11 protein-coding genes and 1 pseudogene are annotated in these 13,667 nt (G+C 69.4%); 7 read left to right on the top strand and 5 right to left on the bottom strand.

Annotated elements, in window-relative coordinates; all coding sequences use genetic code 11:
* The first annotated feature begins 92 nt into the window (after positions 1-92).
* From ACIRQP_RS20335 to dnaE, 5 genes are all read left to right on the top strand, one after another.
* Entirely contained in the window at positions 93-296 is a 204-nt protein-coding gene (locus ACIRQP_RS20335) for a ferredoxin (protein ID WP_403891810.1), read from the top strand.
* The gene (locus ACIRQP_RS20330; protein WP_403891807.1) at positions 293-1,684 is read left to right on the top strand and encodes an NAD(P)/FAD-dependent oxidoreductase; all 1,392 of its coding nucleotides are present in this window, start codon (positions 293-295) and stop codon (positions 1,682-1,684) included. The genes ACIRQP_RS20335 and ACIRQP_RS20330 overlap by 4 nt, the downstream gene beginning before the upstream one ends.
* A gap of 12 nt (positions 1,685-1,696) precedes the next feature.
* Entirely contained in the window at positions 1,697-2,923 is a 1,227-nt protein-coding gene (locus ACIRQP_RS20325; protein ID WP_403891804.1) for a cytochrome P450, read from the top strand.
* A gap of 98 nt (positions 2,924-3,021) precedes the next feature.
* Positions 3,022-3,612: a TetR/AcrR family transcriptional regulator gene (locus ACIRQP_RS20320; protein WP_403891801.1), complete on the top strand. Its 591-nt coding sequence runs from the start codon at positions 3,022-3,024 to the stop codon at positions 3,610-3,612.
* Positions 3,613-3,624: 12 nt separating this feature from the next.
* Entirely contained in the window at positions 3,625-7,158 is a 3,534-nt protein-coding gene (gene dnaE, locus ACIRQP_RS20315) for a DNA polymerase III subunit alpha (protein WP_403891798.1), read from the top strand.
* Positions 7,159-7,176: 18 nt separating this feature from the next.
* On the opposite strand, the gene ACIRQP_RS20310 is transcribed toward dnaE, so the two are convergent.
* Positions 7,177-8,052 (bottom strand): glycosyltransferase family 2 protein, encoded by an 876-nt coding sequence (locus ACIRQP_RS20310; RefSeq protein ID WP_403891795.1) that lies wholly within the window; start codon positions 8,050-8,052, stop codon positions 7,177-7,179.
* 288 nt (positions 8,053-8,340) lie between these two features.
* Here ACIRQP_RS20310 and ACIRQP_RS20305 point away from each other — a divergent pair, with 288 nt between their 5' ends.
* On the top strand, positions 8,341-9,201 hold the full coding sequence (locus tag ACIRQP_RS20305) for a helix-turn-helix domain-containing protein (RefSeq protein WP_403891792.1): 861 nt from the start codon (positions 8,341-8,343) through the stop codon (positions 9,199-9,201).
* Between the two features lie 6 nt (positions 9,202-9,207).
* A complete protein-coding gene (locus ACIRQP_RS20300; RefSeq protein ID WP_403891789.1) occupies positions 9,208-9,996 on the top strand; it encodes an SAM-dependent methyltransferase in 789 nt (262 codons plus the stop codon).
* 81 nt (positions 9,997-10,077) lie between these two features.
* Here ACIRQP_RS20300 and ACIRQP_RS20295 read toward each other — a convergent pair whose 3' ends face one another.
* From ACIRQP_RS20295 to ACIRQP_RS20280, 4 genes and pseudogenes are all read right to left on the bottom strand, one after another.
* On the bottom strand, positions 10,078-10,572 hold the full coding sequence (locus ACIRQP_RS20295; RefSeq protein ID WP_403891787.1) for a molybdopterin-dependent oxidoreductase: 495 nt from the start codon (positions 10,570-10,572) through the stop codon (positions 10,078-10,080).
* 297 nt (positions 10,573-10,869) lie between these two features.
* Complete coding sequence (locus ACIRQP_RS20290) at positions 10,870-12,324, bottom strand: flotillin family protein (RefSeq protein ID WP_403891783.1); 1,455 nt, start codon at positions 12,322-12,324, stop codon at positions 10,870-10,872.
* Between the two features lie 120 nt (positions 12,325-12,444).
* Positions 12,445-12,960 carry a hypothetical protein gene (locus ACIRQP_RS20285; RefSeq protein ID WP_403892125.1) on the bottom strand — a complete coding sequence of 172 codons (516 nt, stop codon included), beginning with the start codon at positions 12,958-12,960 and terminating at the stop codon, positions 12,445-12,447.
* 195 nt (positions 12,961-13,155) lie between these two features.
* Positions 13,156-13,368: pseudogene (locus ACIRQP_RS20280) on the bottom strand (helix-turn-helix domain-containing protein); the annotation flags it as partial.
* Positions 13,369-13,667 lie beyond the last annotated feature (299 nt).

The raw sequence follows: 13,667 nt of genomic DNA, 5'->3' as shown, positions 1-13,667 counted from the left end.
CGAGGTCACCCCGTCGGCCCTCCACCGCTCGCGCCGCTCCCGCGCAGGCCATAGGACGGAGACGGCGGGCGGCGCGCGGAGGAGTGGACCGGATGCAGATCGTTGTCGACCTCAATCGCTGCCAGGGATACGCGCAGTGCGCGTTCCTCGCCCCTCAGGTGTTCGAGCTGCATGGCGAGGAGGCTCTGATGTTCACACCGACCGTGCCCGACGACCAGCGGGAGCACGTACGCCGGGCCGCGGCGGCGTGTCCGGTGCAGGCCATCCTCGTCGGTGAGCGGGCGGGGCCCCGGTGACCGGTGAACCGTGGGACGGCCGCATCGTCATCGTCGGCGCGTCACTGGCCGGTCTGCGCGCCGCCGAGACGCTGCGCGACGAGGGCTTCACCGGACCTCTGACGATGGTCGGGGAGGAGCCGCACCCCCCGTACGACAGGCCACCGCTGTCCAAACAGGTGCTGCTCGGGCGGACGCGCGCGGCGGACATCGGGCTGCCGCGCCGCCGTGAGGTGGACGCGCTGTGGAAGCTCGGCGTACGGGCCGGCGGGCTCGATCCGATCGAGAAGCGGGTGATCCTCTCCGACGGTGAACACCTGCCGTTCGACCGGCTGCTGATCGCCACCGGAACCCGGGCCCGCCCCTGGCCGGACCCCGCGGAAGCCCGGCTGGACGGCGTGCTGACGCTGCGGACGAGCGACGACGCGGCACAGCTCGCGGAACGGCTCGACGCCGGGCCGCGCCGGGTCCTGGTGATCGGCGCCGGGTTCACCGGCTCGGAGATCGCCTCCGCCTGCCGGGAACGCGGCCTGGAGGTGACCGTCGCCGAACGCGGCCCCTCACCTCTCGTCGGTGCGCTCGGCGGCGCGCTCGGCGCGTTCGCCGCCAAGCTCCAGCGCGCGCAGGGCGTCGATCTGCGCTGCGGCGTGACGGTCACCTCCCTGAAGGGCCGCGACGGTCGGCTCACGGGCGCCGAATTCTCCGACGGCAGCCGGATCGACGCCGATGTCGCCGTGGTCGCGCTCGGCGCCGTACGCAACACGGAATGGCTCGCCGGATCGGGTCTGGCCGCGGGCCCCCGGGGCGTCGCCTGCGACGCGGGGTGCCGTGCCTTCAACATGTACGGGATCGTCACCGACGACGTCTTCGTCGCCGGTGACGTGGCCCGCTTCCCGCATCCGCTCTTCGAGTACCAGATGCTGGCCCTCGAACACTGGGGCAACGCGGTCGCGCAGGCGGAGGTGGCGGCCCACAACATGGTCAGCACGGGCCCGCACAGGCGCCCGCATCTGGCGGTGCCCGCCTTCTGGTCCAGTCAGTTCGGCCTCAACATCAAGTCCGTCGGCGTACCGACTTTCTCCGACCAAGTGATCATCGCCCAGGGCTCGTTGCGGGAGCGCCGGCTCGTCGCCGTGTACGGCTACCGGGGACGGATCACCGCGGCGGTCACGGTGAACCGGGCCAAGTGGCTTGAGCACTACGAGTACCTCATCGAGACGGCGGCGCCGTTTCCCCCCGAGCGCGGCGCCGCGGACCGTCCCGACTCGGCCGCGCCCGTCCCCTCCGACGTGCCGGACCCCCAACTGCTCTCGCACGGACCGACCGTGGCCCTCACCGGCCATCTGCCGGACCGGCGCCTGACGTTGGTGCGGCACGAACCGACCCCGACCGCCGCCCACCGTCGTTGAGGAGCCCCACGCATGTCCCCGGACACCCTCTACCAGCGCATCATCGACTACGCGAACCGCGCCGACCCCTATCCGCTCTACGCCGAACTCCGCGAGAACGGGGTGACGCGGCAGGAGGACGGCAGCTATCTGGTCGGCACCTACCACGAGATCGCCGCACTGCTCCATGACCCGCGGGTCAGCTCGGACTCCCGCAGCCGCGCCGACCCGTCCACGGTCCCGATGTTCAGACGCAACGTTCACCAGGCCTTCATCGGCCTCGACGACCCCGAGCACGACCGGCTGCGCCGCCTCACGATGCGCCCTTTCGGGCCGCCCCACACCCCGGGCCGGATCGATGCGCTGCGCCCGGACATGACCCGTATCTCCGACGAACTGATCGACGCGTTCGGGGACAAGGACCGCATCGACATCGTCGAGGACTTCGCGTACCCGCTCCCCGTCACCGTGATCTGCCGGCTGCTCGGCGTGCCCTACGAGGACGTGCCCCGGTTCCGCGCGTGGACGAACGCGGTCATCGACGGCGTCGACCTGACGCCGGGGAAGGACGCGGAGAGCCGCCAGAGAGCGGGCCAGGACGCCCGGGAGGCCATGGGCGACTACATCGGGGACCTCGCCGACAAGCGCCGTGACCACCCCACGGACGACATGCTCTCCGCGCTCGTCCACGACAACGGCCCCGAGGGGCGGCTGACCAGGACCGAGCTGATGGCGACCGGGACCCTCCTGCTCATCGCCGGGCACGAGACGACGGTCAACCTCATCAGCAACGGCGCGCTCACCTTCCTGCGCTTCCCCGACGCCTACCGGCTGCTGCGCGACAAGCCCGAGCTGATGCCCAGGGCGGTCGAGGAACTGCTGCGCTACGAACCCCCCGTCCACCTGCTCCCGCAGCGCACCCCGCTCGCGGACATCGAGGTCTCGGACGTCACCGTCCCCAAGGGCGTCCCGCTGATCCTCGTGCTCGCCGCCGGGAACCGGGACCCGCTGCGGTTCGACGACCCCGACCACTTCGACCCGACCCGCGAGGACAACCAGCACTTCGGCTTCGGCAGCGGCATCCACAACTGCTTCGGCGCGCCGCTGGCCCGCGTGGAGGCCCAGATCGCCCTGAACGCGCTGCTCCCCCGTCTGGAGGGCTTCCGACTGTCCGAGGACCCGCCCCCGTACCGCCGCAGCTCGATCCTCCGGGGGCCCCGCCACTTGCCGATCGAGCGGGCGTCGGACGCGACCTTTTGAACCGACCTCTGAACCCACGCTCTGAACCCACGTTTCTGAACCAACGTTCTGAACGTCCGTTCTGAACGAGCGTTCAAACATGGGGTACGCTCCCCGGCATGGGACATCGCGAACAGCTGATGGTCGGGGCCAAGCGCTGCCTGGAGGAGCGGGGATACGCCCGTACCACCTCGCGTGACATCGCCGCCGCCGCCAACGCGCCGCTCGGCACGATCAATTACCACTACGGCTCGAAAGAGGCGCTGCTGAACGCGGCGCTCCTGGAGACGCTCCAGGAGTGGGGCGACAGGGTCCGCGCCCGCCCCGCCGATTCCGCCCGGAGCGCCGGGGAGGGAAGCCGGCTTGAGGCGATGTGGGCGCGGGTCACGGACTCCGGGGCCACGGACCGGCCGCTGGTGGTGGCCAGTATCGAGGCGTTCGCGCAGGCCGAACGCTTCCCCGAGATCCGCCGGCAGATCGCCGAGGCCTTCGAACTGGCCCGTACGGAACTGGCGGCGGACCTGCACGGCATCGACGGCGCGGCGGAGGGCGAGCTGGCCCGTGCCGTCGGGTCCGTACACATGGCCCTGGTCGCCGGCCTGACCCAGCAGTGGCTGATCGACCCCGAGCGCGCCCCCTCGGCGCGGGAGGTGGCCGCGGGCCTGCGGGCGATCGCCCGGCGCCTTGAGTCCGACGCCGCCGACGCCTGACCGGGGGCGGGAGTGTCAGGGCCCTTCACACATCTGCACGTCCACACCCAGTACTCCCTGCTCGACGGTGCGGCGCGGCTGACGGACATGTTCACCGCCTGCCGTGAGATGGGGATGACGCATCTCGCCATGTCCGACCACGGCAATCTGCACGGCGCCTACGACTTCTTCCATCAGGCGCGGAAGGCGGGCGTGACGCCGGTCATCGGGATCGAGGCGTATGTCGCCCCCGGATCACGGCGCGACAAGCGGAAGATCCAGTGGGGCCAGCCGCATCAGAAGCGCGACGACGTGTCCGGTTCCGGCGGTTATACGCACAAGACGATCTGGGCCGCGGACAAGACCGGCCTGCACAACCTCTTCCGGCTGTCCTCGGACGCGTACGCCGAGGGCTGGCTCCAGAAGTGGCCGCGCATGGACAAGGAGACCATCGCACAGTGGTCGGACGGGCTCATCGCCTCCACCGGCTGCCCGTCCGGCGAACTCCAGACCCGGCTGCGTCTGGGCCAGTTCGACGAGGCCCTGCGGTCGGCCGCCGATTACCGGGACATCTTCGGCGAGGGCCGGTACTTCCTGGAGCTGATGGACCACGGTATCGAGATCGAACGCCGGGTCCGCGACGGCCTGTTGGAGATCGGCAGGAAGCTCGGCATCCCGCCGCTGGTGACGAACGACTCGCACTACACATACGCGCACGAGGCGACGGCCCATGACGCCCTGCTGTGCATCCAGACCGGCAAGAACCTCTCCGACCGGGACCGCTTCCGCTTCGACGGCACGGGCTACCACCTCAAGTCCGCCGACGAGATGTACGCGGTCGACTCCTCCGACGCCTGGCAGGAGGGCTGCCGCAACACCCTCCTGGTCGCCGAGCGGATCGACACGACCGGCATGTTCGAGAAGCGTGACCTCATGCCGAGGTTCGACATCCCCGAGGGCTGGACGGAGGTCACCTGGTTCCAGGAGGAAGTCCGGCGCGGTCTGGAGCGCCGCTACCCGGGCGGCGTCCCCGAGGACCGCCGCAAGCAGGCGGAGTACGAGATGGACGTCGTCATCCAGATGGGGTTCCCGGGGTACTTCCTGGTCGTCGCCGACTTCATCATGTGGGCCAAGAACAACGGCATCGCGGTCGGTCCCGGCCGGGGCTCGGCGGCCGGCTCGATCGTCTCGTACGCCCTGGGCATCACCGACCTCGACCCGATCGAGCACGGTCTGATCTTCGAGCGGTTCCTCAACCCCGAGCGCGTTTCCATGCCCGATGTCGACATCGACTTCGACGAGCGCAGACGCGTCGAGGTGATCAGGTACGTGACGGAGAAGTACGGCGCCGACAAGGTCGCCATGATCGGTACGTACGGCAAGATCAAGGCGAAGAACGCGATCAAGGACTCCGCGCGCGTGCTCGGCTACCCGTACGCGATGGGCGACCGCATCACCAAGGCCATGCCCGCCGACGTCGGGGGATCCGGTATCGAGCTGGCGGGCATCACGGATCCGTCGCATCCCCGTTACCCGGAGGCGGGCGAGGTCCGGGCGCTGTACGAGAACGAGCCGGATGTGAAGAAGGTCGTCGACACCGCGAAGGGTGTGGAGGGCCTGGTCCGGCAGATGGGCGTGCACGCGGCCGGCGTGATCATGTCCAGCGAGCCCATCGTCGACCATGCCCCGGTCTGGGTGCGCCACACCGACGGCGTGACCATCACGCAGTGGGACTATCCGCAGTGCGAGTCGCTCGGCCTGCTGAAGATGGACTTCCTGGGCCTGCGGAACCTGACGATCATGGACGACGCGGTCAAGATGGTGCGGGCCGACAAGGGCCTGGACATCGATCTCCTGAGTCTGCCCTTCGACGACGACCGGACGTTCGAGCTGCTGGGACGTGGTGACACGGTCGGTGTCTTCCAGTTCGACAGCAGCGCGATGCGCTCCCTGTTCCGGCTGATGAAGCCGGACCGGTTCGAGGACATCACGGCCGTCACCGCCCTGTACCGGCCCGGCCCGATGGCGATGAACTCGCACACGAACTACGCGCTGCGCAAGACCGGGCAGCAGGAGATCACCCCGATCCACCCGGAGCTCGAAGACCCCCTGAAGGACGTTCTGGGTCTCACCTACGGTCTGGTGGTCTACCAGGAGCAGGTGCAGAAGGCCGCCCAGATCCTCGCGGGCTACAGCCTGGGCCAGGCGGATCTGCTGCGCCGGGCCATGGGCAAGAAGAAGAAGGAGATCCTGGACAGGGAATTCGTCCCCTTCCGCGGCGGATGCGGGGAGCGCGGCTATTCCGACGAGGCGATCCAGGCGGTGTGGGACGTACTGGTCCCCTTCGCCGGATACGCCTTCAACAAGGCCCATGCGGCGGCCTACGCCCTGGTGTCGTACTGGACCGCGTATCTGAAGGCCAACCACCCCGCCGAGTACATGGCGGCGCTGCTCACCTCGGTCAAGGACGACAAGGACAAGTCCGCGGTCTACCTCAACGAGTGCCGCCGCATGGGCATCAAGGTCCTCCCGCCGGACGTCAACGACTCGGTGCACCACTTCGCGGCCCAGGGCGACGACGTGATCCTCTTCGGCCTGGAGGCCGTACGCAACGTCGGTACGCAGGTGGTCGACTCGGTGATCCGGGCCCGCGCGGCGAGGGGGAAGTACACCTCGTTCCCCGACTACCTCGACAAGATCGAGGCCGCCGCCTGCAACAAGCGCACCACCGAGTCACTCATCAAGGCGGGCGCGTTCGACAGCCTGGGGCACACCCGCAAGGGCCTCGCCGGCCAGTACGAGCCGCTGATCGACAGCGTGGTGCGGGTCAAGCGCAAGGAGGCCGAGGGGCAGTTCGACCTCTTCGGCGGGACGGGCGAGGAGGAGAGCAGCGAGCCCGGCTTCGGACTCGACGTCGAGTTCTCGGACACCGAGTGGGACAAGCCGTATCTGCTCGCGCAGGAGCGGGAGATGCTCGGGCTGTACGTCTCCGACCACCCGCTCTTCGGCCTGGAGCACGTCCTGTCCGACCGGGCGGACGCGGGCATCGGGCAGCTGACCGGCGGCGAGCACGCGGACGGCGCCGTGGTCACCATCGGCGGCATCATCTCCGGTCTCCAGCGCAAGGTGACCAAACAGGGCAACGCCTGGGCGATCGCGACGGTCGAGGACCTCGCCGGCTCCATCGACTGCATGTTCTTCCCCGCCACGTATCAGCTGGTCTCCACGCAGCTGGTCGAGGACGCGATCGTCTTCGTCAAGGGCCGGCTCGACAAGCGCGAGGACGTGCCCCGGCTGATGGCGATGGAGCTGACGGTCCCCGACCTGAGCAACGCGCGGGGCGCCGGCGCGCCCCTCCGCCTCGACATGCTCGAAGGTCATGTCACACCGCGCTCCGTCCAGCAGCTCAAAGAGATCCTCCAGGCCCATCCGGGCCCGACCGAGGTACAGCTGGCGGTACGCGGTCCCGTCAGGACGACCGTCTACCGGCTGGGCCCCCGCGTCGGCATCCGGCCCGAGTTCTGGGCGGATCTCAAGGCGGCCGTGGCGGTGACGCGGGCGACCTGACCGTCGGTGGGGGCGCGTTCAGATGACCGGTGGCCGGCCCAGCGCCGTCATACGCCCTACGGTCCGCCAGCGCATCGGCCGCCGCGTCCCGCACGTCGTCCGCACGCCCTCGAAGAACCCGCCGAACCACGCGCGCAGCCCGCTCACCGACCGCGTACGGGCCACGGTGAGCAGAATCCACGTACCGAGGTAGAGCGGTACGAGCGGCGCGGGCAGATTCCGGCGTGCCAGCCACACCCGGTTGCGGGCGGTCATCCGGTAGAACTCGGCGTGCCTCGCCGGTGAGGTGCGCGGGTGCTGGAGGACCAGCGCCGGTTCGTAACGGATCGTCCAGCCCGCGTCCAGAGCGCGCCACGCGAGGTCGGTCTCCTCGTGGGTGAAGAAGAACGCGTCGGGCCAGCCGCCCGTCTCGGCCAGCATCGCCATGGACAGCGCGTGTCCGCCGCCGAGGAACGTCGTCACCTCACCCGGGCGCATCGGATCGTCGGCCCGCAGCCGGGGCACGTGCCGCCGCTGGGTGAGGCCGGTCTCGTCCGCGATACGGAAGCTGACGATGCCGAGCCTGGGCTGTGCCTCGTACAGATCGGCCACGCGCGTGATCACATCGGCCTCGATCAGCAGGCCGTCGTCGTCCAGGTCCACCAGAACGTCCACGTCACCGCAGTCGCGGAGCTTCTCCATCGCGACATTGCGCCCTCCGGAGACCCCGAGGTTCTCCGCCAGCTCGATCCCGATGACGCCTTCGGGCAGCACGGGCAGCGCGGCGCCGTTGCCGACGACCACGATCCGCGTCGGGGCCTCCCGCTGCTTGGCGACGGAGTCCAGCAGGGCTCGCAGTTCGACGGGCCTGGTCCCCATCGTCAGCACGGCCACACCCACACGCGGTCGGGACACGTCCAGATCACTCCAGCTCTCGGTGACGGGAAGGGAAGGGAAGGAGCAGGGAACAAGGGGCAGGGAGCAAGGGGCAGGACAGGTGAACGGCGGGAAACGAAAAGACGCCGCGAATCGATGCTAACCGGAGGACGCCATCCTCAGGACACCGGAACATGTCCCTGTCGACGCTGAGGGTTCATCTTGCCGCCCTGCCGGAACGCCTGCGTCCGTCCACGCCGAGGCCCCCGTGTGCGCCCTCGGGCCCCTGTGGCAAACTGCCCGCATGCTGGTGGCTGGTGGTGGGGTGTGAGCGAGCCGCGGTCTGCCCCGACGATTGGGCAGCTCGTCCTGAGCAAACAGCTCCAGGGGCTGCGCGAGAGAGCCGGCCTCAGCCGTGACGAGGCCGCCAGGCTGTTACATGTCGCGCCCGCGACGATACGGCGTATGGAGATGGCCGAGGTCGCGCTCAAGGTCCCGTACATACAGCTGCTGCTGCCCTCGTACGGGGTGACCGGCGACGAGGCCACCGCCTTTCTCCAGCTGGTCGACGAGGCCAACAAGCCCGGCTGGTGGCAGCGTTTCCACGATGTTCTGCCGGATTGGTTCGGCGGCCATGTCAGCCTTGAGGAAGCGGCCAAGACCATCCGGTGCTACGAGCCGCATTTCGTGCCGGGGCTCCTCCAGACCGAGGACTACGCACGCGCGATCCTGACCTACGGCGAGGTCGGCAGGAACGACCCGGAGCGCATAGAACGTCATGTGGCGCTGCGCCTGGCGCGCCAGTCGCTGTTGACCGGGCCGGACGCCCCGGTCTTCTGGGTTGTCATGGACGAGACGGTTCTGCACCGCCCCGTCGGTTCGTCCGCCGTGATGCGCGCTCAGCTGGACCAGCTGCTGGCCGCGACCGAGCTGCCGAATGTGACGCTTCAGATAGCCGAGTTCGCCTCCGGGCATCACCCCGGCACCTACAGCCCCTTCGTGCTGTTCCGCTTCGCCATACCCGAATTGCCCGATATGGTCATCGTCGAATATCTGACCGGTGCCCTCTATATCGACAACACCGGTGAGGTCGCGGAGCACATGGAGGCGATGGACCGCATGGTGGCTCACGCGGAATCCGCGCGCCGCACCAAACAAATCCTCGCCGATTTCCGTAAGGAACTGTGAACCGAGATGACGGCAGGCACACCCAAGCCCCAGGTCGACACCAGCAAGCCCCACCCGGCGCGGGTGTACGACTACCTGCTGGGCGGTAAGGACAACTACCCGGTCGACCGGGAGATAGGGCAGCAGCTGCCCGAGGACTCCCGGCGCGACTCCCGGCTGAACCGCGCGTTCATGCACCGCGCCGCGGCCTGGGTGGCGCAGAGCGGTATCGACCAGTACCTCGACATCGGTACGGGAATCCCGACCGAGCCGAACCTCCACCAGATCGTCCAGAAGATCGCGCCCGCCTCGCGCGTCGTCTACACGGACAACGACCCGATCGTGCTGCGTCATGCCGAGGCCCTGCTGATCAGCACGCCCGAGGGCGCCACCGACTACATCGAGGCGGATGTCCGCCGGCCGCACGACATCCTCGAACACGCCCGTGGCTTCCTGGACTTCAGCAGGCCCGTCGCGCTGTCCCTCATCGCGCTGATGCACTTCATCCCGGACGAGGACGACCCGTACGGCATCACCCGCACCCTGGTGGACGCGCTGCCGTCCGGCAGTGTCTTCGTCTTCTCGCAGGGCACCGCGGACTTCCAGCCGCAGAACCTGGTCGGCAAGGTCACCAACACCTACGGCAAGGGCGGCATCGCGCTGCGGCTGCGCACGCACGCCGAGGTCCTGCGGTTCTTCGACGGCCTGGATCTGGTGGACCCGGGGCTGGTGACGGCCCCGAAGTGGTTCAAGGGGACACCGGCACCCGAGGACGAGCAGAGCTCCTTCTACGTGGGCGTGGCCAAGGTCCGCTGAGGCCGCGGGGCTGTACGGGCGTTACAGCTGTGCGGGCGTTACGGGTCGTGCCGGCGTTACGGGCCGTGCCGGCGTTTCGGCTCAGGTCCAAGCGCCCACCCACACGCTGGTGATCGCGCTGATGTAGCGCGCCCCGCACCGGTCCGAGGGCACCACCAGCTGGCTGCCCGCCGCGTCCAGGCCGCGCCCGTCCATGGCCGTGGCCAGCAGGATCGGTACGTTGCCGAAGTCGGCGTCGATCTCCGCCCAGGAGAGCACCGTATGGTGCCCGTCCCCGCCGGTGACGGCGAGCAGGAACCGGGACCTGTCCTTGCGCCGGCGGGGGTCGAAGACCGGTTTCGCCTCGTCGACCACCTCCCGGAGCAGCGGCCCTTCGAAGGTGTGGTGCCGCGGCCCGCTGGTGGCGCAGTCGAAGACCACCTCGGCGCGGTGCTGCTCCCAGCGCTCCCGCAGATCGGCGACGGTCAGCGAAACCGGGCGCGCGACCTCTCCACGGACGGTGAGAGCGGTACGCGCCGGGGTGGCGGTCGTGTGCGGGGCGGCGGTCGTGCCTGGCGGCGGGCAGGGTCGGCTCATCAGATTCCCCCTCGGGAGGTCCGCTGAGAGGTCCGCGTGGCGGCTGCACACGGGTGATGCCCCGTCGGCCCGTCCAGGAATCGCGGATACGAGCCAATAGCGCTTCTTTGCCTCGCCTTTATGGGGTAGTGCCCATGATTGGGGTGGCAAGTGCGCACCCGCGGAGGCTGGTTGCGGGACGGGGAACGCCGAGGGCCCGGTCGGCTTCCCCGCCGGCCGGGCCCTTGTCGTGGCTGGGACAGTCCGCTCAAGACGGTCCGTTCAGCTCGCTCAGTCCGTTCAGTCCGCTGAGTCCGCTCAGTCCGTGACCTCGATCTGTCCGTTGACCTTGGAGCCGTCCGCCGTCTTCGCCTCCACGGCCTCCGCCGCTCCCGCGCCCCCGGTCTTGCCCGCGGCGATGCCCTTCAGCAGCTCGGCCAGGTCGACTCCGGTGGTGGAGCTGAGCAGTTCGACGCCCTGCGCGACATTGTCGGCGACCGTACGCGCCAGCTGACCCGCGCCGTCCGTCGAGATCACCGTCATCTTGTCCACCGCGCTCAGCGGCTCGGACGCCTTCGCGACGACCGACGGCAGCACCTCCACCAGCATCTGGAGGACGGCCGCGTCCCCGTAGCGCGCGAACGCGTCGGCCTTCTTGTGCATGGCCTCCGCCTCGGCGGCACCCTTGGCGCCGATCGCGGCGGCCTCCGCCTCACCCTCGATCCGTACGGCGGCGGCGAGCGCGGCGCGGTGCGCCTTCTCGCCCTCACCGGTGAGCCGGGACCGCTCGGCGTCCGCCTCGGCCTGCTTGACCAGCGCGATCCGCCGGGCCTCGGCCTCCTGCTCGGCCTGGTACCGCGCGGCGTCCGCGGGCTTACGTACCTTGGTGTCCAACTCACGGTCGGTCAGCGCGGCCTGGCGCTGGGCCACCTTCTCCTGCTCCATGAGCACGTCCTGCTCGCGCGCCGCCTGCGCCAGCGGTCCGGCCGCCGCGGCGCGCGCCGCCGCCTCGTCCGTCTCGGCCTTGATCTCGGCCTGCTTCAGATTGAAGGTCCGCTGGGCGATCGCGATCTCTTCCTCGGCCTTGAGCCGTGCCTGTTCGGCGGCGCGGCGCGCCACCGCCTCGGCGATGTCGGCCTCCTGCTTGGCACGCGCGGCCTCGGGCCGGCCGAGGTCCTCCAGATACGAGCCCTCGGTGGTGATGTCCTGGATCTGGAAGGCGTCGAGCACCAGGCCCTGCCCCGAGAGGCTCGCCTCGGCCTCCTCCGCGACCTGCCCCGCGAAGGCCGCGCGGTCGCGGATGATGTCCTCGACCGACATCCGGCCGACGATGGAGCGCAGCGCACCCGAGAGCACTTCCTGGGTGAAGCCGACGATGCCGCCCTGCTGCTGGAGGAAGCGCTGGGCCGCGGCCCGGATGGAGTCCTCGGTGCCGCCGACCTTGACGATGGCGACGCCTTCGAGATTCGCCTTCACCCCGCGCAGCGTGACCGCGCCGCGCACGGCCACCGGGATGTGCCGGCTGGACAGGTCCAGCGTGAACTTCTGCTGTACGAAGGGGACGACGAAGACACCGCCGCCGACCACGACCTTCTGGCCGCTGGTGTCCATGGACACCCGGCCGGTGGCCGGATCGGTCGACTGCTTGCCGCGCCGTCCGGTGACGATGAACGCCTGGCTGGGCCCGGCGACTTTGTAGCGCGTGATGACGGCGAGCGCCAGCAGGACGACGAGTGCGACGATCCCCAGCACGGCGATGAGAAGTGGACTCATGGTGCTCTCTCCCTTGCCTCCCGAAGGGACGGCAAATTAAGGCGATTGAGGCGGGTTGGGGTGAGTGAGGTGATAAACGAGGACGGGTGACGGGTGACGGGCGGGGCGGCGATACGCGGGTCAGCGCTGGACGGGACGCACCAGGACAGAGGTCGACGAGAGCGTGTCCTCCACCCAGATCTCGGCGCCGTTCTCCACGGGCTGCGCGCTCTTCGCGGAGTACTTCACCGGCTGGCCGCCGAGCCGCAGCAGTACCTCGCCGTAGCCGCCGGCCGGAATCGCGGTGACCACCGTGCCCGCCGAGCCCACGAGATCGTCGCCCCGCGGGGTGACGGCGGTCTGATCACGCATCAGCGCCTTGCTGAACTTCCAGGTCAGCCACCCGGCACCGAATCCGGCCGCCACCCCCGTGACGGCGGCCGGTCCCGTACCGAGGTCGGTGGTGCCCAGCACGATCACACCGCCGAAGCCGAGCATCGAGATGAACCCGGCGATCACCGGCAGCGAGAGCAGCCCGTCGAACAGCCCGTTCAGCACCCCTACCCCGTCGAAGAGCCCTTCGAGAATGCCGTCGAAGATCAACGACAGGACGAGCAACGCGATCCCCGCGATGCCGAGACCGAGAAAAAAGGTCATCGGATCCATCGGTTCCCCCCTCCCCCTCTGCCGCTTGTTTCCCCGGCAGACCCCCATGGTCCCATCTTTGTCCGGAACCGGACATTGCCGTTTTCCGGCAGTCTTAACGCGTTCTTGATGCCGACAGTCGCAGGCCTCCCGGTTCGGAAGGCTTCGGGTTCGGAAGGCTTCCGGTTCGTCGAGCGGCCTTCCGGCTCAGAAGGTCTTCGCCGGCCAGTCCATGAGCCTGGCCCCGATCACAGCGGTTTGCAAGGTGTAGCGATGCACCGGGTCGGCGGGGTCGGCGCCGGTGAGTTTGTGGATCCTCTCCAGCCGGTACGTCAGGGCCCGCACGCTCAGCGAGAGCCGCCGCGCGGCCTCCGCCGCCACACAGCCCGCGTCGAAGTAGACGGTGAGGGTCTTGAGGACTCGGAGCGGCCGCAGCAAGGTCGAGCCGGGGCGATGGGCGCACAACCGGACCACGGGGTGGGGCGGAGCAGTGTATCCCGGGGCCTGGCAGCTGCGGGTGATGGCGGCGAGCGCCTGCGGCGGTGAAGCCTAAGCGCAGAGGAGCCCTGTGAACTGGGCAGGCATGGACAGCATCACGATGCAGCCGACTCGCCAAGTGAAGCAATGTCTAAAGCAACTGCATTGGCCTGCTCAGGCCCCCGACTCGGTCAGCGCCGATGGTCCGCTTCGGCACCACGAACCGCGGGGACTCGCTCTCG

The sequence above is a fragment of the Streptomyces sp. NPDC102274 genome (assembly GCF_044766385.1).
GTDB lineage: Bacteria > Actinomycetota > Actinomycetes > Streptomycetales > Streptomycetaceae > Streptomyces.
This window is presented reverse-complemented; position numbering and strand designations above follow the sequence as displayed.